Origin of the sequence: Deinococcus hopiensis KR-140 (assembly GCF_900176165.1) — a bacterium.
Classification (GTDB): domain Bacteria; phylum Deinococcota; class Deinococci; order Deinococcales; family Deinococcaceae; genus Deinococcus; species Deinococcus hopiensis.
On sequence record NZ_FWWU01000009.1, the window covers coordinates 2174656 to 2193431 of the forward strand.

Here is an 18776-nt window from a genome sequence, read left to right on the forward strand (position 1 = left end):
GCCACAGCACGACTGACAGAACTCAGGCAGGTGCCGTCTTCACCGGCCTTATCACGTCGTCCACGGCTCCGTTCACGTCGATTCCTGGTAGAACGGGCGCACCAGTTCGAGAAAGTGCTCCTTCACCTCCGGGTTCCTCAGGTGGTCAAGCCCAAAGCCGAAGCGCCCTGATTCTTCGAAAAAGGCCTTGAACCAGGGCCGTCCATTCAAGACCAGGGACTCCCCCAGATCCTTGCCAGCTCCCTTGCCATCCAGGCTGTAGACGAACTTCTTTTTCGCGCCCGGCGTGTGCTCCGGCTGGGCGAGCGTGACCTCCCGGGGATGGAAGACTTCCCGAAGACGGTATACGGTAGCGTTGCCCTCCGCACGGCCTTCTATCACCCAGATGGCCGCATCACGGGCCTTGGGCTTGCCGCTTTCCTTCAGGAGCCCCTCAATTTCTCTGACTTCAGCTTCGTTGCTGGTCACCAACGTGAAGAGTCGAGCCCGGTCAAAGGTGTAGCTCATGGTGTCTGCCGTGTGATAGCCGAGGTAGTGGACGCACCGGAGCAGGTGATACCAAGCGTCGGACATACGAGGTGTCATGGTGCCAGAAGTGTAAGCGGCGTGGCCTTAGAAGCCCGGCCACTTTGCCGGGCCAGGACAGCCTGCGCCCCTCGAACCGGCGAGGAGTCCTACGCCTGCACCGAAGGTCACTGCCCTAGGCCGCCCCTTCAGGATCAGGATCTCCGCCCATCTACACCATCCAGACCGCTTTGTAAATCCCGGTGGGCAGGGAGGGAAGATTTCCGGAACGCCTGGAATCCTCTAGGGGCTCTGGGCCACTCAGGCTCGGGCCCACGGAGGCTCCCTATGCAGACCACTGTCAATTTCCTGCCGACCCCCGAATCGCCAAGCTTCCATGACATCATTGCGGACGTGCTGTTCAACCCGGACGGCACGCTGATACTGACCTTCAAGGCCATGCTGCAGGGCATGGGCTACCTCCTCGAAGAGACCGACCCGGCAGCTGCCGACTCTTCAGGCATGCTCTTGAACATCGCCCACGAGCCTGACCCTGTTGAGCGGGCCCGCCTCGAGATCGCCGCGCTGTACGCGGGTTCGGGCCAACCCCTGCAGGTGCTGCAGCTCTTCACCATGAGCCTATGGCAGCCCTGTGGTGTCCACTTTCAGCTCATACGAGACTACCTGCTCGCAGGCTGCTACGGCCGTGCCCAGGCGGCACCCGCCCGCCAGCGTCTGTACGACGGCCTGCTCGCCATCAATGTGGGGGCGCACCTGGGCCTGCTGCCTGTTGGGGACGTCTGCCCAGCCCCAGTGGAACTTGACGTCTTGCGGCGGGCCATATTGTGGGCGGCTGTTCGCAACGTGCTTGGCCCAGTACGCTCCCAGGCTGCGCCGCTCAACCCCTTGTATGACAGCCCGGCGCTTCACACCGCCATGTGGCCCTGGCTTCAGAGCTCCCGCACGCCGCATGCAGAAGCAGACTTCCTGACTGCGGCTCGCACGGTCGACCCGAACGTCCAACGTCTTGACGACGTCATCAACGCGCTTTAACGGCCTGAAGAGACCGCTTGCGCACACAGCAGCAAAAGCGAGGGGCGGCGCATGCCGCCCTTCTTGTGCAGTGGCTTAGACCTACTCTCCATCTTGCGCAAAATCGACGCCCAGCTCTCGAGCGTGCCGCTCGAGAGCTGATTTCTCCGCCGGCAATGTCGGCCAGGAGCGACATGTACTGCACGCTCAATCTGCCTATCCCTCCCATTGCAGCGCCACAAAGTTGCATCCGCTCTACGATGGGACTTGTCACAATCCGCACATCATGGTGCATCAGTGTCAGACGATCAGGCCGGCAGCACCCGAACAACTCCCCCGTCGTCATTGGCGGCTGCCGGCACAACACCAGACCCAAGTGCAGGTTTGAAAGGGAATGGAACGATATACACCCCTTAAGCAGTCCAGGCAGCTAGAGCCGTCCGGAGCAAAGCACTTTGCTCTCCTTCAGACCAGGCGGCCATCACTCCGCTGCTCCTCACAGCTGCTCCACTCACAACCGTTCTACCCGTCAGGCCGCTCGCTCAATCTCCATCGCCAGGTCGAACAACGCGTGACACTCGCCGCTCAATTCCATTGAGAGATGAACGGCCCCACAAAGGGCGAGGGTCTCCTTCAGCAAATACTTCACGCGCCAGCAGCAGGTCAGGCGGCCTTCACCCAGCGCGCGCAAGACACGCACCTGCTGCGCGGCCAACACCAACACCTCGGGCTGACGCTCGGCGACCCACTCCCACAGCTCTCCCGCCGTTATACGGTGATGTGACCCCAGCAGAACCAGACCCAGACGAAGATTGAGGCTGAGGTGATGCGCCTCCGCGAGTTCCCTGTCACGGGCGCTGACGCTGGCGTCTCGCAGAATTAAGTGATGAGGGTGACACGCCCAGGTCAAATTCCGAAAGACCTGCCCCGCCTGGTCCAGTTGGTCCCGAGTGCGTTGCGTCGCGTACTTGTACATAACGCCCGAGTCACGCAGCAGCGTTGCTCTGAACGCCTCCCGTTCCACACGCTTCACTCCAGCACCCTGGGTGATGGCCTGCAACTCGCGTGAACTCACAAGGTGTTCAGTCACACGCTCAACCGTCCAAGGAGCCGTACTGAGGGTGACACGATCCAGGACATCAGGCTCGAGGCCATAGGCGACCCCAACCACGCGCTCAACCTCCCTGGCTGCACGCTCGGAACGCGCGGCCAGCCCAAACTCGCCACCTGTGGCCCGCTCGAAGATATGCAGGATGTCGAGCACTTCCTCGGGGGAGGAAGTGTGACCGGTCTGGAGCAGCTCCCGGAGAGCTGTGGCCTTAGTGCCCCCACTGACGATGCAGCCAGCCGCTCCACCCGCAAGGCGGGCCAGAAATTGCGCTTCTTTCTCTTTACTGGTCTTCATGGCCCGACCAGTCTGATCTGCGCCCCCTCCGCGCGACCACCCTCCCAGAACGCATCGCCATTTGCCCCTGACCGCACGATTGGATAGAGAACAACGCTTGACCTCAAAAAAGGCTCCCAGACGCGGAAAGAAGATGTCCCAACTACAGAAGAGAAAGCCTCTGCTGAAAGCAGAGCGTGTACATAGGAGTCCGGACATACGTTGCCTTGCCTCTGGGCCGAGCTTGAGCCGTATTCCAAGCGTCCGAGTGACTGTTGATGAGAGACCAGCGGGCCGGAGGCGTTCCCACCAGGGTGAATGGCCAGAGCCTGACAGGGATACTCGAGCCCTGGCCCCGAGGGCTCAGGCTCCACTTCCCATTCCACCTCAGGCAGGTTGAACCATGACGTCTTCTACTCGCTCCCACCCGCCAATTCCACCCCAGTTCCTTCCCCCCGGTGCCCGCGCTGTGTCCCGCGACGCCGTCCGGCGCGGCGTTGACCGCAATCGTCCTTTCCAGACCCGCGACAAGCGGCAAATGCTGGCCGCCGCGTCCCTCCTGGCAACGCTCTCCTCCACGCAGCAAGCCGCCCACGATGCTGAACTGCGTCGCCTGGGGCACGTTGAGTTGACCTACGACGACCTGGAGGGCGAGTGGTATGAGGTTCCACCTGAACCTCGGCCGCCGCTCACGATTCAGGCGCTGGAAGACCTGGTAGAGCAGGCGCGCGCCTGGGGCGCGACGCGCGGTGAAATGCCCGCGTCCTCGCGTGCGCTCCTGGTCGGCGTGGCCCTGGTAGGCGCGCTGCTGACCGGACAGGCACCCGGCACGACGAGCTGCGCGTTCATGACCACGCGCCAGGTGCTCGCTCACCTGGCCGGGTGCTCCGAAAAGACGGTCTACCGCAGTTCGCGCGACCCCCGCCTCCAGGCCACCGGACTGCAAATCAAGGGCCACGCACAGATCACCCGTTGCGGTAGATCTGCCGGTCAAGCGCGCTTTGACGGCAGCCTCGCGCAGTTCTATGTCAGCGACCACGCACACCAGGTGAACACCGCACTCGCCTGGCAGCAGGCCGCCCGGTGGCGACTGGACTTCGGTGAGCACATCGACAGCCATCTGGGGGCGGCCGGTGCCCTCTCTGGAGCCATGGGTGCGCTGACACTCCGCGCGCTGCTCTTCGACCGCGCTCCCCTGTGGTTGGGCGTGCAGGCCGCACTGGCAGCCCTCTTCGCCCTTGACCCCGAAGCCTACTTCGACTGGACGGCCGAGCTCGAATGCCTTTTCGATCTGGCCGACTTGAAAGAGGCCGAACAGAACGAGAAGAGAGGCGTGGTGGGCACCGACGTACTGATGTTCGCTTCTTTGACAGGGCAGGTGAACGGGTCGGCATCGCCTCCGCCCTGGATCGAGCATCCAGCAAGTTGGATGGGTGCTCACGACCCTGGGGGAAGAGACCCGGTACCCGACTCGGCGCATCGGGTCACGCTCTAACGGCGCAGCACGGGGCGAGCAGCAGGAAGCACAACCCCTCAAGACCTTCAGGTCGTCGAACCGCTGGTTCTCCAAGCCACAGGGTACCGACCGCACACCACGCTATTGGGATAGCCTGACCTAGAACAGGCATGCCCAAGATCCTCGATAATATTGACCTCAAGCTGCTCGACGATCTGAGGGTCTCGATGCAGTCCGCCGTCCGCGCCGATTTCTGCGTCGGGTATTTCAACCTGCGCGGCTGGAAACTGATTGACGACCTCACCGAACTCTGGAGCGGCCAGGGCGATGCCAAGACACGCCTGCTGGTGGGCATGCAGGAAATGCCCAAAGACGAGCTGCGCGCTGCGTTGACCCTGCTCGACAAGCCCGGGGGCATGGACAACCAGGCGGCCGTGCGCTTCAAGCGCCGTGTGGCGGAAGCGTTCCGGGAGCAGCTGATGTTCGGTGCTCCATCGAACAGCGACGAGGCAGGACTGCGTCGCTTGAGCCGGCAGCTGAAGTCGGGCAAGGTCCAGGTCAAGCTGTTCCTGGGCTTCCTGCTGCACGCCAAGCTGTACCTGCTGCACCGCCAGGACCACGCTGCGCCCCGGGTCGCGTATGTGGGCAGCAGCAACCTGACCTTTGCCGGGCTGAAGCGCCAGGGCGAACTGAACGTTGACGTGCTCGACGGCGACTCGACCAAGAAGCTGGCCGAGTGGTTCGAGGACCGCTGGGACGACCGCTGGGCTCTTGACATCACCCTGGAGCTGGCCCAGATCATCGACGAGAGCTGGGCGGGCGAGCGTGGGCACACGCCCCACGAGATCTACCTGAAAATGGCCTACCACCTGTCGCGCGAAGCGCGGGCCGGCGTCGGTGGCTTCCGTATTCCCCGGGACCTGGGCCGGATTCTCTTCCCCTATCAGACCGCAGCCGTTCAGATCGCCGCGCACCACCTGAACAAGCGCGGCGGCGTGATGCTGGGCGACGTCGTTGGCCTTGGAAAGACCCTGATGGCCACTGCCCTGGTGCGGGTGATGCAAGAAGCCCAGGATGTGCGCACCCTGATCATCTGCCCGGTGAACCTGGTCCGCATGTGGGAGGACTACGTTCACCGCTACGGCCTGCTCGCCAAGGTGCTGCCCATCAGCCGCGTCACCTCGGTCCTCCCCGACGAGAAGCGGTACCAGCTGGTGCTGATCGACGAGAGCCATAACCTGCGCAACCGGGAGGGCCGGCGCTACCGTGCCATTCAGGAATACGTCGCCTTCAACGAGAGCAAGGTCATCCTGCTCTCGGCCACGCCCTACAACAAAAGCTACGCCGACCTCGGCGCGCAGCTGCGCCTGTTCGTGCCCGAAGACGCCGACCTGGGCATCCGCCCCGAGATGCTGATGCGCGAGGTGGGCGAAGCGGACTTCCGGGCGAAGCACCAGGCTCCGGTGCGCAGCATCGCCGCCTTCGAGAAGAGCGTCTATCCGGACGACTGGCGCGACCTCATGCGGCTGTACCTGGTGCGCCGCACCCGTTCCTTCGTTCAGGCGAATTACGCGGAGGTTGACGATGCGGACGGCCGCCGCTACCTGACCTTCGGCGACGGGCGACGGGCCTACTTTCCGGCACGGCGGCCCCGCACAGTCACCTTCACCGTCGACGAGAGCAACCCCGAAGACGCCTACGCCCGCCTGTATGCGCCGAACGTGGTCGAGACCATCGGGCAGCTGGCCCTCCCCCGATATGGCCTGGGCAACTACATCAACGACAAGACGCGAGGCAGTGCCACGCCCAGCGAAAAGGAACTGCTTCAGAACCTCGGCCGCGCGGGAAAGCGCCTGATCGGCTTCTCCCGTACCGGCCTCTTCAAGCGCCTGGAAAGCGGCGGCTTCACCTTCGTCCAGTCCCTCGAGCGCCATGTGCTGCGCAACTACATTTTCCTGCACGCCCTGGAGGCCGGGAAGCCCCTGCCGATTGGGCCCCAGAACGCCGAGCTGCTTGATGAGCGCGACGACGACGAGGAGACGTTGTTCACCGCCGAGGGCAACGAGACTACACCTGCCGAGACGGCCGACGAAGTGGTCGGCGAGGAAGAGATGGACGCCTTGGCGCCCACCGAGGCCGCTTACCGCGCGCGCGCCGCGCAGGTCTACGCGCAGTACGAGACGAAGTACAAGCGACGCTTCCGCTGGGCGCGGGCGGACCTCTTCACCAAGAAGCTCGCCACCACCCTGCACAAGGACGCCCGTGCCCTGATGGGCGTGCTGGCGGCCGCTGGCGAATGGCGCACCGACAGCGACCCCAAGTTGGGCGCGCTGTTCGACCTCCTGGCCCACCGCCATCCCGACGAAAAAGTCCTGGTGTTCACCCAGTTCGCCGACACTGTGCAGTACCTCGTGGGAGAGCTGCGTGCCCGCGGCCTGACCTATGTCGAGGGTGCCGTCGGTGCCAGCGAGGACCCCACCGCCCTCGCTTGGCGCTTCTCGCCCCGCAGCAACGGTAAGACCTACGCCCCTGAGGACGAGATCCGCGTCCTGATCGCCACCGACGTTCTCTCCGAAGGGCAGAACCTCCAGGACGCGCACATCATCGTGAACTTCGACCTGCCCTGGGCGATCATCCGGCTGATCCAGCGCGCTGGGCGCGTCGACCGCATCGGCCAGGAGGCCCGGGAGATCGAGGTCTATTCGTTCCTGCCAGCGGACGGCGTGGAGCGTTTGATCCAGCTGCGCTCCCGGGTCCGTAAGCGCCTGCAGGAGAACGCCGAGGTGGTGGGCACGGACGAACGCTTCTTCGAGGACGACGAAGCGGAGAAGCTGGTGGACCTGTACAACGAAAAATCCGGCCTGCTCGACGGAGAGACTGACAACGAGGTCGACCTCGCCAGCTACGCCTATCAAATCTGGCAGAACGCCCTGAAGGCCGACCCCACACTGAACGCACGCATTCCAGCGCTGCCTGACGTGGTCTACAGCACCAAAGCTCTTGCTCCTGCTGAGGAAGGTCCGCCTGGCGTGCTCGTCTACACCCGCACCGCCAGCGGCTACGACGCGCTGTCGTGGATGAACGAAGTCGGCGAGAGCGTGACCCAGAGCCAGCTGAAGGTGCTGCAAGCCGCTGAGTGCGTGGCAGCTACGCCCATGGTCTCCCGGCTCCCCACCCATCACGACCTGGTCAAAGCGGGTGTTGAGCACATCACCGCACAGGAGGCGGGACTGGCCGGCGGCGAACTGGGCCGGCCCAACGGGCCGCGGGCCCGGACCTACGAGCGCCTCAAGCGTTACTGGGGCAGCCTTGAAGGGTCGTTGTTCGCGTCGCCGGAACTACAGCGTGCCATTGACGACATCTACCGTTACCCCCTGCGAGCGGCGGCCGCCGACACCCTCGCCCGGCAGCTGCGCACGGGGATCGACGACGCAACTTTGGCAGCGCTGGTGCTGAGCCTGCGAGATGATGACCGCCTGAGCCTGAAGAACGAGGACGAGGAAGGGCCACGGGAACCGCAAATCATTTGCTCGCTGGGCCTACGCCTGGCCTGACGACCCCATTCACACCAAAGGACCTGCCATGAGCAAAGCGACCCTGAGCAACACCGAACTCAAGACCCTGCGTCAACACCTGCGCGACTTCGAGTTCATTGAAGTCATGAATATCCTTGGCTGGAACCGCGCCAGCGGCACCCGTTCTCTGAATGTCGAAGGTCAGGCTTTCCGGCTCACGCCCATCGCACAGCTGGGTGGCGTGCAGGTCATTGAAGTGACGGGCGGTGAGGACCCGAGCACCCTGCCGCTGGAGCAGCTGCGGCGCAAGGTCAGCGACGAGGTGGTCAAGACCACCCGGGAGCACGTCCTGATCTTCGTGAACGCGGCACGTAGCCATAGCCACTGGTACTGGGTGAAGCGCGGCCTGGAAGGTGAAAAGCGTAGGATTCAGCCCCGCACGCACAGCTACATCAAGGGCCAGCCCGACGACCTGTTCGTGCAAAAGCTCTCCGGTCTGTTCGTGGACCTAGGTGAGCTGAACGAGGATGGCGACCTCAGCGTCACCGAGGCGGCGCGGCGGCTAAGCAGCGCCCTGGACACTGAGGGCGTGGTCAAGCGCTTCTACGGCGAGTTCAGGAGCATCCGCGAGGACTTTGCCAGCCAGATCGGCGGCATCACGGACAACCGAGACCGAGCCTGGTACGCGAGCGTCATTCTGAATCGTCTGATGTTCGTGTATTTCCTGCAGGGCAAGGGCTTTCTGGGGCGTCCCACCCCTCGAATGGACGGGGACCGACACTACCTGCAGAACCACCTGACCGCCAGTCGCAAGCGAGGGACAGACCGGTACTACAGCGAATTCCTGAGCAGTCTGTTCTTCGACGCCTTCGCGGCTCCGGAAGACCAGCGTAATGCCCAGACCGAAGCCCTGGTCGGTCAGATTCCCTACCTTAACGGTGGGCTGTTCTTGCGGCACGGCATTGAGCTGAAGTACCCAGCCATCACCATCCCTGATAAGGCCTTCGAGCAGGTGCTGGGTCTCTTCGGACGGTACACCTGGAACCTCAGCGAGCAAGACAAGCATGCGGGCGGCCTGGACCCCGACGTGCTGGGACACATCTTCGAGAAATACATCAACCAGAAGGGCTTCGGAGCCTATTACACCCGCCCGGAGATCACGGAGTACCTCTGCGAACAGACCGTACGACGTCTGGTGCTGGATCGGATCAAGGCGCTACGGCCAGGGGAAAAGCACCTGCACCAGAACCTGGCCGATGCGATCACGCGCGCAGACGCGGCGCTGGTGCGCGAGCTGCTGACCGGTGAGCAGGGCCTGAAGACCATCAGCCTGCTGGATCCGGCCTGCGGGTCCGGCGCGTTCCTGGTCGCGGCGCTGAAGACCATGCTGGACATCTACAGCGCCCTGATGGGCCACATTCACGCCCTGAACGACTCGGACCTCGTAGCCTGGGAGGCTACGCTGCGTGCCGGGCACGCCAGCTACCACTACAACCTCAAGAAAAAGATCATCACTGAGAACATCTACGGCGTTGACCTGATGGAGGAAGCCGCCGAGATTGCTAAGCTGCGGCTGTTCCTCTCGCTGGTCAGCAGCGCTCACATCCTCGAAGACTTGGAACCATTGCCCAACATTGACTTCAACATCCTGGCAGGCAACAGCCTGGTAGGCCTGCTGGAGGTCGACGAGAAGGCCTACAACACGCAGCGCAGCGGCGGGAAGGCAGCTATCACCCCTTTGCTGGGCGTGGGCTCAGTGACCTACAGCGAGATCGTGGGGAAGCGCCGGGCGCTGCTGAAGCGGTACCGAGAGGCCACACAGCTCAATCGCGAAGACCTCACTGCCCTTCGCGAGGAAATCGAGCGGCAGCGGGAGAGTGCTTACCAGACTCTGGATGCCCTGCTACACAAGCAGTTCCATGACATGGGCATTAAGTTTGAGCAGGCTACCTGGGACACCGCGAAAGGCAAGGAAGGCAAGCCCACCAAGCGCGTACTGACCCTTGCCGACATCACTGCCCTGAAGCCCTTCCACTGGGCCTTTGAGTTCGCCGAGGTGATGGGCCGGGGTGGCTTCGACGCGGTGATCGCCAACCCGCCATGGGACATCGTGAAGCCCAACGGCAAGGAGTTCCTGGAGTCCTTCTCGCCCACGGTCAGCAAGAACAAGATGACCATCAAGGACTTTGAGAAGGAGAAGGGCAAGCTGCTGGTGGATCCCGCCATTCGCACCGAGTGGCTGGCTTACCAGTCCTCCTTCCCGCACGTCAGCGGGTTCTACCGCGCCGCGCCACAGTTCGCCCACCAGAGCAGCATGGTCAACGGCCGCAAGACCGGCAGCGACCTGAACCTGTACAAGCTCTTCCTGGAGCAGGGCTTCAACCTGCTGCGCGTGGACGGCGAGTGTGGCATCGTCATTCCCAGCGGCGTCTACACCGACCTAGGCGCCAAAGGCCTGCGCGAGCTGTTGTTCGACGCGACCGAGATGACGGGACTGTTCTGCTTCGAGAACCGCAAGACCATCTTCGAGAACGTCCACCGCTCCTTCAAGTTCGTGGTGCTCAGCTTCCGCAAGGGCGGTGCGACCATCGAGTTCCCCGCCGCCTTCATGCGGCACGACGTGGCCGAGCTGCAGGACTTCCCTGGCGGCGTCGGCATGACGCTGAGCGTGGACACTGTGCGCCGCCTCTCGCCCGACAGTCTGAGCGTGATGGAGTTCAAGTCAGAATTGGACGCCGAGATCGCCGAGAAGATGCTGAAGTTCCCCCTACTGGGTGAAGAGCTAGGAAGCGTATGGAACGTTAAGTTCACGCGAGAGTTCGACATGACGAATGATGCTCATCTCTTCCAGACCTCGTCCGGTCCTGGTCGCCTGCCCCTTTATGAAGGCAAGATGATTCATCAGTTCCGAAGTGATTGGAGCACTCCACAATTCTGGCTTGAAGAGAACAATGCCCGCCAAGAACTCAAGCCATCAAGAGATGGCTACGACTATGAGACCTATCGACTTGGCTATAGGGCTGTTGCAAGCAGCACCAACGAGTACTCGTTGATTTCGACCGTTCTGCCATCCAGAGTCCTTTGCGGCAACTCCCTCATTACCACAAGACGCGAAGGAATAAGCAGCGAGATCCTTCTTGTTGTAGCCACCTTCTTCAATTCTTTTGCGGGTAATTGGATGATTCGCCAGAAGGTCACAACGAACATCAACATGTTCTACGTTTACCAGCTGCCCGTGCCCCGCCTTACCGCCGTCGACCCGGAATGCCAGCCCATCATGAAGGCGGCAGCGCGGCTGATCTGCACCACGCCGGAATTCGATGACCTCGCCCGCGCTGCAGACCTCCGAGGCCACCAAGACGGCGTCACCGATGAGTCCGGTCGCGCCGCGCTTCGCGCCGAGCTCGACGCTCGGGTGGCGCACCTCTACGGCCTGACCGAAGCCGAATTCATACATATCCTGGGCACCTTTCCACTGGTGCCACAGGCGGTCAAGGACGCAGCCCTTGCCGAGTTCAAGCGGCTTGCCCCACCTAAGGGCGACCCAGAGCTTGTACGTCTCGTTCAGGACGGCGAATCAGATCAACTGGAGTTCAAGTTGTCGATGCGCGTACCGGTGAACGGTGACCCTGCCACCAAAGACTGACAGCAGCGCTTGAGGCCGTCATCGTGAAAGAGGTGGCGGCGTTCCTGAACAGCCAGGGTGGAACGCTGCTTATCGGTGTGGACGACGACGGCAAGGCACTGGGTCTGGCGGCGGACTACGTCTCTTCAGATAAGATCAAAGACAAAGACGGCTTTGAGCGTCACTTACGCACGGTGGTGGGGCGGGAACTGGGGCAAGCCGTAGCGGCGTCCCTGAAGGTGAGCTTCGTAGGCCTGGGGGGCGAAGAGATTTGCTAGGTGGATATCCCCGCCGGAACGCAGGAAGCTTTCCTGCAGATCGCTGACAAAGGAGGGCAGAAGCCCCACGCGTTCTACCTCCGTATCGGCAATAAGGCCGAGGAGTTGCACAGCGGCCCAGAGCTGAGCAAGTACCAGCATTCACGGTGGCCCTGAACGCAGAGCGGGTCAACCTGTAGAACGCCGAGTGCCCCAACAAGGAGGACGTCTTGTCATTCTTCAAAAGGCTTTTTGGTCCTCGCCCTGACGCCACGCCAGCTGGTCAGGCTGGTCCTGCCCCAGCAACCCCGGCCACGGCCATGCCCGAGGGCGTCAAGCAACTCCTGTTCAACATGTTCGGCAGCCAGGTCTACGACGACATGGTCTGGCTCGGTCAGCACCTCCCGGAACAGGCCAGGCCGGTCTTCCGTGGCCTGGAGTACATCGAGCAGGCCGTCCAGCAGCTGGTGCCACTCGTGCCCGAGGCTCCAGCGCTGGTGGCCCGGTATGTCGGCCCGAGCGTCACCGGTCTGCGCCAAGCCCTCGTGTCCCATCCGGAGATTGCCTCGCGCTTCTTCCTCAACAGCGTGGAGTTCCAGGCCCGGGTCGAACACGCCGTGGGCACCCTGCAGGGCGGCGGCGTGAAAGATGGGGGCGGCCTGATGGAATGGCTCGTTCAGGAACAGGCCAGCCAGGCAGCATCGTCAGCGCAGGCCACCTTCTTCAACGCCCCTATGTCCCTCTTTCTCGCTCATGACAGCGAATGGATGAGTACCGACAACTCTCCCCGCACACGGATAGTGCTGTGGGGAACGCTCAGTACGGCGAGCGTCTTTGCCGCACACCTGCTGCACCACCTCAAACGGAAATTCGACCTTCCCAGTGCCGAGACCCAGGGATCGGTGTACGCGCATTTGCGGGTGGCCTGGCTCGCCTACATCGCCCAGATTCTCGACGAGGACCGCTCCCCCAGCGAGCGGGCAGTCAGGCACTACTTTGGCCTCTTGACCGGTGATCCGCAGGTGCTGGACATCTACGGTCTACACATGATGGAAGTATTCCGAAGGCTGCTGTACCGACAGGGTACGAACGCTGATATCTACGAACACTTCGCCTCTCTGTTGCTGCCCTACGCCCCGCAGGTTCGCAGCCTCGACGAGATCAATGCCCAGGCCTTCTTCGAGGATTCTCACCTGTTGCCACTGATTGCCGCTGAGACGCAGTGGCTGAAAAAAGCCTTGCAAGCCGACCTCACTGAAGGCCATGCAGCCGGTCTGTGCCAGAACCTGGAGGGCCGGGTGTTCACGATGATGCGGCAGGGCGTTCGACCGGAGTTCAGCGGCTTCAAAGGCTGACCTTTGCCAGGTGTCGAAGACCAGCGGCTCACCCAATCTCCTTGGTCAGCTGCTGGTCTGTCCAATTCCTCACCTTTGTCAGAGTGCCGCCCCACGAGGCAGCGCTCTTTCTGGTGACACCTGACGTCCACCCTTCCATACCCCCAGAAGTTTCAATGGGCCTCCCCCCTCTCCGTGTCTAAAGGCCAGTAGGAAGCACCGTGGTGCGCCGCCTTATCCCATCAACAGCTGCCAGGTCTCGTCAGCCAGATCGTCGTGGAACGCGTACCACGTCAACTGATGGGATCCGTAAGCAGGCCAGAGGAATTCCAGCTCGACCACCCAGGTGTCAAGTTCCTCCCGAATCTCTGCCCGGTTCACCCAGGCCGCGGACCGCAGCTCGGGAATCTGCTGCGCCAAGGTACCCACTGGCTGAAGCCAAGCGGCTCCCAGCACTTCACGTGCCCAGCGCGGGAGACAGGTCGGATCATCCGTCCCTGCCCGCACCGATCCACCGACGCCTGCAATCCTCAGGAATCCCGGGGCCACAGGCTGGATCAGATCCGGGCCACCCAGCACAGGCACGCCGATCGGTAACTCCGGATAGGACCTGGTTGTCACACGCACAGCACACGACCTGGCTTGCGCCAGCACATCGTCGACCAGACTTCTGGGAAAGCCCGCCTCCACCACCCAGGCGAACGGCTGAGCCGTCAGCCCGAGCTTCTGCGAACTGACAAAGCCGGAGTTCTCTGCGGAAATCGTACACATTCTGCTGTAGACCTCGGCAAGGTATCGAAGGTGAGCGGCCTGCACATCGGTCGGAGATAGCGGGACGGTGTAAAAATGCCTCAACGGACCCTACTCCCGGCCCACGTGGGCCCCCCCATCTCCAGGGCCCGCTCAATGGTTCGCGCGAGGTAGCCGCCCTGGGTCCATTTCGGGCGCCACAGCGCCGTACCTTCCATCAACCGGCCCAGTTGCTCCGGGTCGGTGGTCCAGAACCGTAGCAGTCTTACTGCCGCCAGGTCTCCCTCGCTGGCAGAGTGATATCCAGCGCTGACCCAGTCGCCTATGGTCAGCAGGTGCCGTGCACGAGCACCGTTCTTCGCCGCGTACAGTTGCCCAAGCACCGCCTCATCGCTCAGCGTCAGGGGAGCGGATTGGACCAGGCGTGATGGCGACCCGTCACCCAGCCGCTGCAGGACGTCGTCCAGTTTCCCCAGGGCCTGGCCCCGTTCACCCAGCGCGTCGCCCGTCACAGTTACGAACCCCCGGCCGATCACCTCTATGCCTGCCTGACGCCGGTTCCGGGGCAGGTTGCCAGCCAGCCAGACGTGTGTTCCACCGCCAGGCGAGCGCCCTGTGTAACCCAAGACCTCTCCGAGCAGGGTCTGGGTACAAGCTGTGATGGGGACGTCGAGGTCAAGCACAGCCAGGCCATGACCAGTCGCCAGGACGATCCCCAACCCACCTGCCCGGTGCCGGTGCATCAGTGCATGGGCTTCGGGCAGAGAGAGCCCCGCCCCCCGGCAGTCGATGGGGCGCAACACCCCGTCCCTGGGCAGACTGGGAACTTTCCCCAGGCGGCCATTGGCTCGGGGCAGGGCCAGCCAGGGCAGCCAGGAGTCGAGCGCCAGAACCTCTACGGGCACCGTTGCCTGCATATGCTCGAGCCGACGCGGAGGGCAAAGCGCTTTGCCCTCTGTACTCCAGGTGCCCTTCACACCTCTCTCGGGGCCGATGCACGGATGCGTTGACCCCAGTAGCGACGCACCAGATTGCGGGCAGCATTCAGATGGGCGTCCGAGGAATGCCCATGCGGACAGCTGAACATACGACCCTGTCGGGTCCCCCTGACGTACCCCCGGCACTGACTGCAGGTGACGCTGGTGTTGAACGCAGGCACCTCCTCTATGCGAATTCTGCGAGCATACGCCCGTTGCCGCACCCACGACTGGTGCCAGTCCGACACCGCCCGTCGCCGGGCAACGTCCGGAAAATTACTCTGGAACTGCGCGTAATTCAGGTCCTCGAGCACCAGCACGCTTGCAGAGGCCAGGAGGGGCACGGTGAACATCTCCAGCGCCGCCCGTGCGGCGGCGTAGTCCAGGATCTGGGCGAACGTCTGCACCTCGGCCGGCGCATCATCGGCCACTGTCGGCCAGTGCACTTCGAAGGTCCAGGCATGGGCCTGGCCCACCGCCGCTGAGGCCAAGGGACGAAGACCAACGTCGATCCCAACCACACCGCGGCCCTCAGGCCGTCGCCAGCGCGGCGGCTGGGCAAAATACAGGATTAGGAACCACTCCTGTCCCTGCTGGATCAGCCGGGTGCGGTCACGCAACCACGCGGTTGGTGTCCACGCGTCGTCCACCAGGTCCACCGCTGTGGTGGGCTGGCGCCCCTGTGCCACAGCCATGTGGACCCGTTCCCACCAGGCCGCCTCTGCGTCTGGCGTCATGGGTGCCAGAAGGGCGGTCAGCAACTGATGTGCGCCTGGGTATTGACGGTAGTTGCCCCGCGAGTCGGTCAGCAGCGTCACGTACTCCTGTTCAGGCAGGCGATAACACTCGGCCTCCAGTTGGAGGTCACCGAGCTGGAGCAGTCGGTCGTGGAGCAGCACCTGGCGGCTGAGCAGGTGGTCCGCGGGACGGTAGACCTGCCCCTGGAGCATGACTTTGAGGTTCTCATCGCTGGGCTGCAGCTGGTGGTCTTTGACCGCGGCGCGCAGCTGCGGGTAGGTTCTTCTGTCCACCCGAATGACGTGGTGGGTCGTGTATTCGCGCATGTCGTCTCCTGCCTGCCGGGATTGAATTTGTCTTTTTCCCGTTCAGCACAGGTTCCTTCTCCCTTGCCTGGGTGACCCTCCTCCCCCTGGGTACGGTGATTCCATGACATTCCCCCTTCCCAAAGGTGTGGCCCTTGCAGTGTTGCGCGACGTCGCGTGCGCCGGGGCGCTGACTTCGGCTGCCGTCACCCGGCAGCACGGTCCCCGACCGGCCTGGAAAGACCTGGTTCCGCAGGGTCTGCTCAAGTCGCTGCTTACGGCGCGCGGCGAGGTACTGGTTCTGAGCGCCCAAGGCCATGCTGTGTTGCAGGATCTCGGCGAGACCCATGACAGGATCACCGGCGTCGAGCGCGCCGTTGACCGGAGCTTCCAGAACGACGCGCTGACCCTATTGCAAGGTCTGGGTTACCGGGTCATCCACGCCCACCGGCAAAGCGGCCCCCTCGGCCACGGGCGCATTGTGCGCTACACCATCGAGGTGCCGCCCCAGCAGTTGGCGCAGCTGGAGAACGACTGGCCACGAAGCTCTCCCCCACCCCTACCGGGTCAGCCCTTTCGCGAGTCCCTGGGCCGCCCCTCGGTCTACGCGACCTGCAGCCGTGGTGGACGTGGGCGAAAGGCGGTGCAGGACCTGGTTGAACGCGTTCACTCCTATGACATCGACACCTGGCGGGCCCCACTGCTCGTGTTCGTTCCTGAACTGGCACCCGACCTGCGGGCCTACCTTCGACGGCACGAAGCCCAGCGCTCGAAGGCGCTCGACGGGCATTTCGGGCCAGGCTTAATCCATGGCCGGCCCCGCTACGAAGCGCTTGAAGTGCACGTGCTGTAGATCAGAAGACCCTGTGCACGAACAGGCGCTTGTCATGGCAGCGGCGGTCGGAACGGAACGGATCTCGTTCCGACCAGTAGTCCGTGAACAGGGCAGCTCCCGAGACCACACCCGGCAGCTGCCCCTCGTCATGCAGGCACTGCATCATGCTGGAGATGGGACGCACCAGGCCATGTACGCTGGTGACCCAGAGAATGTGACGGTAGCCCTGCTGGGCAAAGCCACGCAGTTTCTCGAGCTTCCGGTCACGTGGGTAGCCCGCGTCCATCTCTACAGCCCAGTCCTTGGTGCGGATGCCAGTACCGAGGATTTCCGCATCTGGGAGGTGCCCGGAGCGGCCTTCCCGGCGGCTGCCCTGCTGCCGTTCTGCAGGTTGCACCAGGCGCCATTCCCCCTGGCTGAGGGCAGGGACGTGCAGGATGTCCGCATCTCCTACCCTGAGCCAGGCTTCCGCCAGGCCCGCCAAGTGCCCGAGTTCAGGAGGTGTATGCCGCTGGAGGATTGCCTCTTCGAGAGCGACGAACGTCAGGGTGCACTGACTGGTCTGCTGGGTAGTGCGCGTGGCAATGGTGTAGGTGCGTTGAGGGAGACGAAGGGGAGTACGCAGGGGCAGCAGGTCATGGCGCTGCAACTGGACTGTGGTCATGACTTGGGTCTGGCCGAGCACTTCGCGGAGCAGGTGCTTTCGGGTTGCACCATGGGAAAGGATCATGATCCTAGGGTCCCTCCCAGGGTCGTGGCCACCCCGGCGAAGGCGCTCGCACTTCGTCTCAGCCTGACGAAGCCCTTCTGCACCGTGTAGGGGGAGAGTTCTCGTTCAGCGGGAGTCCTCCCCCCTTGGGTGTGATTATGGTTTTGCGCCGCAAATCCCTCATGTATGCCGGACCAGGCCACTGGCCGGGACCTGGGAATGTCCAGCGCTCTGGGATGGACACCGCACCAACCCGAGAATGCTGACCACCCGGTGGACCGCAGACCCTCCAGATACGGTCAGACCATGCTCCAATCAGAACTCGCTGAAGAAATGAATTCGACCCCCTCTGTGGTCCGCAAGTGGCTCACCATCTACAGCCAACTCACGGAGCGGCCTGTCGGGAGACGGCTCGATGCGCAGACCATCAGCGATATGCTGCGCGCCCGGGCGTTGACCCAGGAGCGGCCGAGCATGGCCTTCCGAGAAGCTCTTGAGCGGACGCTTGGCCAGTACACCGAGGCCATTCCACCTGCCAGCGTGACGCAGCTGATGGGTCAACTCGACCGCTTGGAGGCACACCAGCGTGAACTGCAGACCAACCAGGAGGCCATGGCCAGCAAGCTCGAAGCTATCGCCGATTACCTGCGGAAAATGCTGTCACGGCGCTCAGGAACGGGTGACCCGAACGCTTTGACCTCCTTCACAGACGAGAACAACAGCGGGCGCTGAGCTCTTCACCCCTCTCAGCTGAACACACCCTCGGCGCTCAGGCGCACAAGTGGCTCCAAGTCTTTAGCGTGACCCTCCAGCACGAACGTGATGGGCAAGAGGCCGTCGAGTTCCGCGTTGGGAAGCCGCAGCCACAAGCGCACGGACTCTGGACTCCCCAACTGTTGCGTGAGCGTGTGCGCCAGCATGGCGACGGGATGAAGCTTTGACTGCAAGTCTGAAATGGTTGCTGACTCCCTCTGCAGCACGGCAGCATCGCTCCCGACCGCCTGAGCCAGCTCAGCGACACTCATGCCCAGGAGGGCAGCCAGCTTGACTGGATTGAGGTCCTTGTTCTCCCGCATGGGTTCATCGCCTTCAACACTCATATCCCCATCTTTTTCTACAAATCGCTTCCTGCTGGTGAATAGCGCCGATTTCTCTAATGTCTTGACCACCAGACAAGTCCACTTCTGGAACGAGTCTCGCGGCTGCTTCACTGGAGGTCCGAAAACCACACTTGAGCAGCCACCTTAATGTATGAACAAATGGTGTCCTAGTCGATAAAGATCCTCTGTCAGTGTCGAAAGTAGAATTCTGGTGAGACCAGAACGAGGAGGTGATAGTTATGACAAGAGGAGGAA

At 62.9% G+C, this 18776-nt stretch carries 15 protein-coding genes; 8 read left to right on the forward strand and 7 right to left on the reverse strand.

The genetic code is table 11. From position 1 onward, the window contains the following. Positions 1-72: 72 nt before the first annotated feature. Positions 73-585, reverse strand: a complete 513-nt coding sequence (locus B9A95_RS24000) for a hypothetical protein (protein ID WP_139806962.1) — start codon at positions 583-585, stop codon at positions 73-75. Positions 586-852: 267 nt separating this feature from the next. Here B9A95_RS24000 and B9A95_RS24005 point away from each other — a divergent pair, with 267 nt between their 5' ends. Continuing rightward, on the forward strand, positions 853-1557 hold the full coding sequence (locus B9A95_RS24005) for a hypothetical protein (RefSeq protein ID WP_084049570.1): 705 nt from the start codon (positions 853-855) through the stop codon (positions 1555-1557). Positions 1558-2065: 508 nt separating this feature from the next. On the opposite strand, the gene B9A95_RS24010 is transcribed toward B9A95_RS24005, so the two are convergent. Continuing rightward, complete coding sequence (locus B9A95_RS24010; protein WP_084049571.1) at positions 2066-2941, reverse strand: hypothetical protein; 876 nt, start codon at positions 2939-2941, stop codon at positions 2066-2068. Positions 2942-3389: 448 nt separating this feature from the next. On the opposite strand from B9A95_RS24010, the gene B9A95_RS24015 reads away from it, so the two are divergent. From B9A95_RS24015 to B9A95_RS24035, 5 genes are all read left to right on the forward strand, one after another. Next, complete coding sequence (locus B9A95_RS24015; protein WP_084049572.1) at positions 3390-4415, forward strand: hypothetical protein; 1026 nt, start codon at positions 3390-3392, stop codon at positions 4413-4415. A gap of 131 nt (positions 4416-4546) precedes the next feature. Then, positions 4547-7930 carry an SNF2-related protein gene (locus B9A95_RS24020; RefSeq protein WP_084049573.1) on the forward strand — a complete coding sequence of 1128 codons (3384 nt, stop codon included), beginning with the start codon at positions 4547-4549 and terminating at the stop codon, positions 7928-7930. Between the two features lie 28 nt (positions 7931-7958). Continuing rightward, positions 7959-11537 carry an Eco57I restriction-modification methylase domain-containing protein gene (locus tag B9A95_RS24025; protein ID WP_212648375.1) on the forward strand — a complete coding sequence of 1193 codons (3579 nt, stop codon included), beginning with the start codon at positions 7959-7961 and terminating at the stop codon, positions 11535-11537. A gap of 23 nt (positions 11538-11560) precedes the next feature. Further along, positions 11561-11794, forward strand: a complete 234-nt coding sequence (locus tag B9A95_RS32675) for an AlbA family DNA-binding domain-containing protein (protein ID WP_170928762.1) — start codon at positions 11561-11563, stop codon at positions 11792-11794. A 209-nt stretch (positions 11795-12003) separates the two neighbouring features. After that, complete coding sequence (locus B9A95_RS24035) at positions 12004-13128, forward strand: hypothetical protein (protein WP_139806964.1); 1125 nt, start codon at positions 12004-12006, stop codon at positions 13126-13128. Between the two features lie 213 nt (positions 13129-13341). Here the strand turns inward: B9A95_RS24035 and B9A95_RS24040 are convergent, their stop codons facing one another. The 3 genes from B9A95_RS24040 to B9A95_RS24050 form a co-directional block, all read right to left on the reverse strand. After that, complete coding sequence (locus B9A95_RS24040) at positions 13342-13962, reverse strand: hypothetical protein (protein ID WP_139806965.1); 621 nt, start codon at positions 13960-13962, stop codon at positions 13342-13344. After that, complete coding sequence (locus B9A95_RS24045; protein ID WP_084049577.1) at positions 13959-14762, reverse strand: phage NrS-1 polymerase family protein; 804 nt, start codon at positions 14760-14762, stop codon at positions 13959-13961. The genes B9A95_RS24040 and B9A95_RS24045 overlap by 4 nt, the downstream gene beginning before the upstream one ends. A gap of 68 nt (positions 14763-14830) precedes the next feature. After that, positions 14831-15898: a zinc ribbon domain-containing protein gene (locus tag B9A95_RS24050; protein WP_084049578.1), complete on the reverse strand. Its 1068-nt coding sequence runs from the start codon at positions 15896-15898 to the stop codon at positions 14831-14833. Positions 15899-16001: 103 nt separating this feature from the next. Between B9A95_RS24050 and B9A95_RS24055 the strand changes: the two genes are divergently transcribed. Next, positions 16002-16730 (forward strand): hypothetical protein, encoded by a 729-nt coding sequence (locus B9A95_RS24055; RefSeq protein WP_139806966.1) that lies wholly within the window; start codon positions 16002-16004, stop codon positions 16728-16730. A gap of 1 nt (position 16731) precedes the next feature. Here the strand turns inward: B9A95_RS24055 and B9A95_RS24060 are convergent, their stop codons facing one another. Then, the gene (locus B9A95_RS24060; RefSeq protein WP_139806967.1) at positions 16732-17442 is read right to left on the reverse strand and encodes a hypothetical protein; all 711 of its coding nucleotides are present in this window, start codon (positions 17440-17442) and stop codon (positions 16732-16734) included. A gap of 285 nt (positions 17443-17727) precedes the next feature. Between B9A95_RS24060 and B9A95_RS24070 the strand changes: the two genes are divergently transcribed. Then, on the forward strand, positions 17728-18153 hold the full coding sequence (locus B9A95_RS24070) for a hypothetical protein (protein ID WP_139806968.1): 426 nt from the start codon (positions 17728-17730) through the stop codon (positions 18151-18153). A 14-nt stretch (positions 18154-18167) separates the two neighbouring features. On the opposite strand, the gene B9A95_RS24075 is transcribed toward B9A95_RS24070, so the two are convergent. Further along, complete coding sequence (locus tag B9A95_RS24075) at positions 18168-18590, reverse strand: hypothetical protein (RefSeq protein WP_139806969.1); 423 nt, start codon at positions 18588-18590, stop codon at positions 18168-18170. Positions 18591-18776: the final 186 nt, after the last annotated feature.

Excerpts from the sequence above, each read along its gene's own strand:
- B9A95_RS24020 (WP_084049573.1), top strand. The coding sequence starts at position 4,547 with ATGCCCAAGATCCTCGATAATATTGACCTCAAGCTGCTCGACGATCTG.
- B9A95_RS24055 (WP_139806966.1), top strand. The coding sequence starts at position 16,002 with ATGACATTCCCCCTTCCCAAAGGTGTGGCCCTTGCAGTGTTGCGCGAC.
- B9A95_RS24000 (WP_139806962.1), bottom strand. The coding sequence starts at position 585 with ATGACACCTCGTATGTCCGACGCTTGGTATCACCTGCTCCGGTGCGTC.
- B9A95_RS24005 (WP_084049570.1), top strand. The coding sequence starts at position 853 with ATGCAGACCACTGTCAATTTCCTGCCGACCCCCGAATCGCCAAGCTTC.
- B9A95_RS24070 (WP_139806968.1), top strand. The coding sequence starts at position 17,728 with ATGCTCCAATCAGAACTCGCTGAAGAAATGAATTCGACCCCCTCTGTG.
- B9A95_RS24060 (WP_139806967.1), bottom strand. The coding sequence starts at position 17,442 with ATGATCCTTTCCCATGGTGCAACCCGAAAGCACCTGCTCCGCGAAGTG.
- B9A95_RS24010 (WP_084049571.1), bottom strand. The coding sequence starts at position 2,941 with ATGAAGACCAGTAAAGAGAAAGAAGCGCAATTTCTGGCCCGCCTTGCG.
- B9A95_RS24050 (WP_084049578.1), bottom strand. The coding sequence starts at position 15,898 with ATGCGCGAATACACGACCCACCACGTCATTCGGGTGGACAGAAGAACC.
- B9A95_RS24025 (WP_212648375.1), top strand. The coding sequence starts at position 7,959 with ATGAGCAAAGCGACCCTGAGCAACACCGAACTCAAGACCCTGCGTCAA.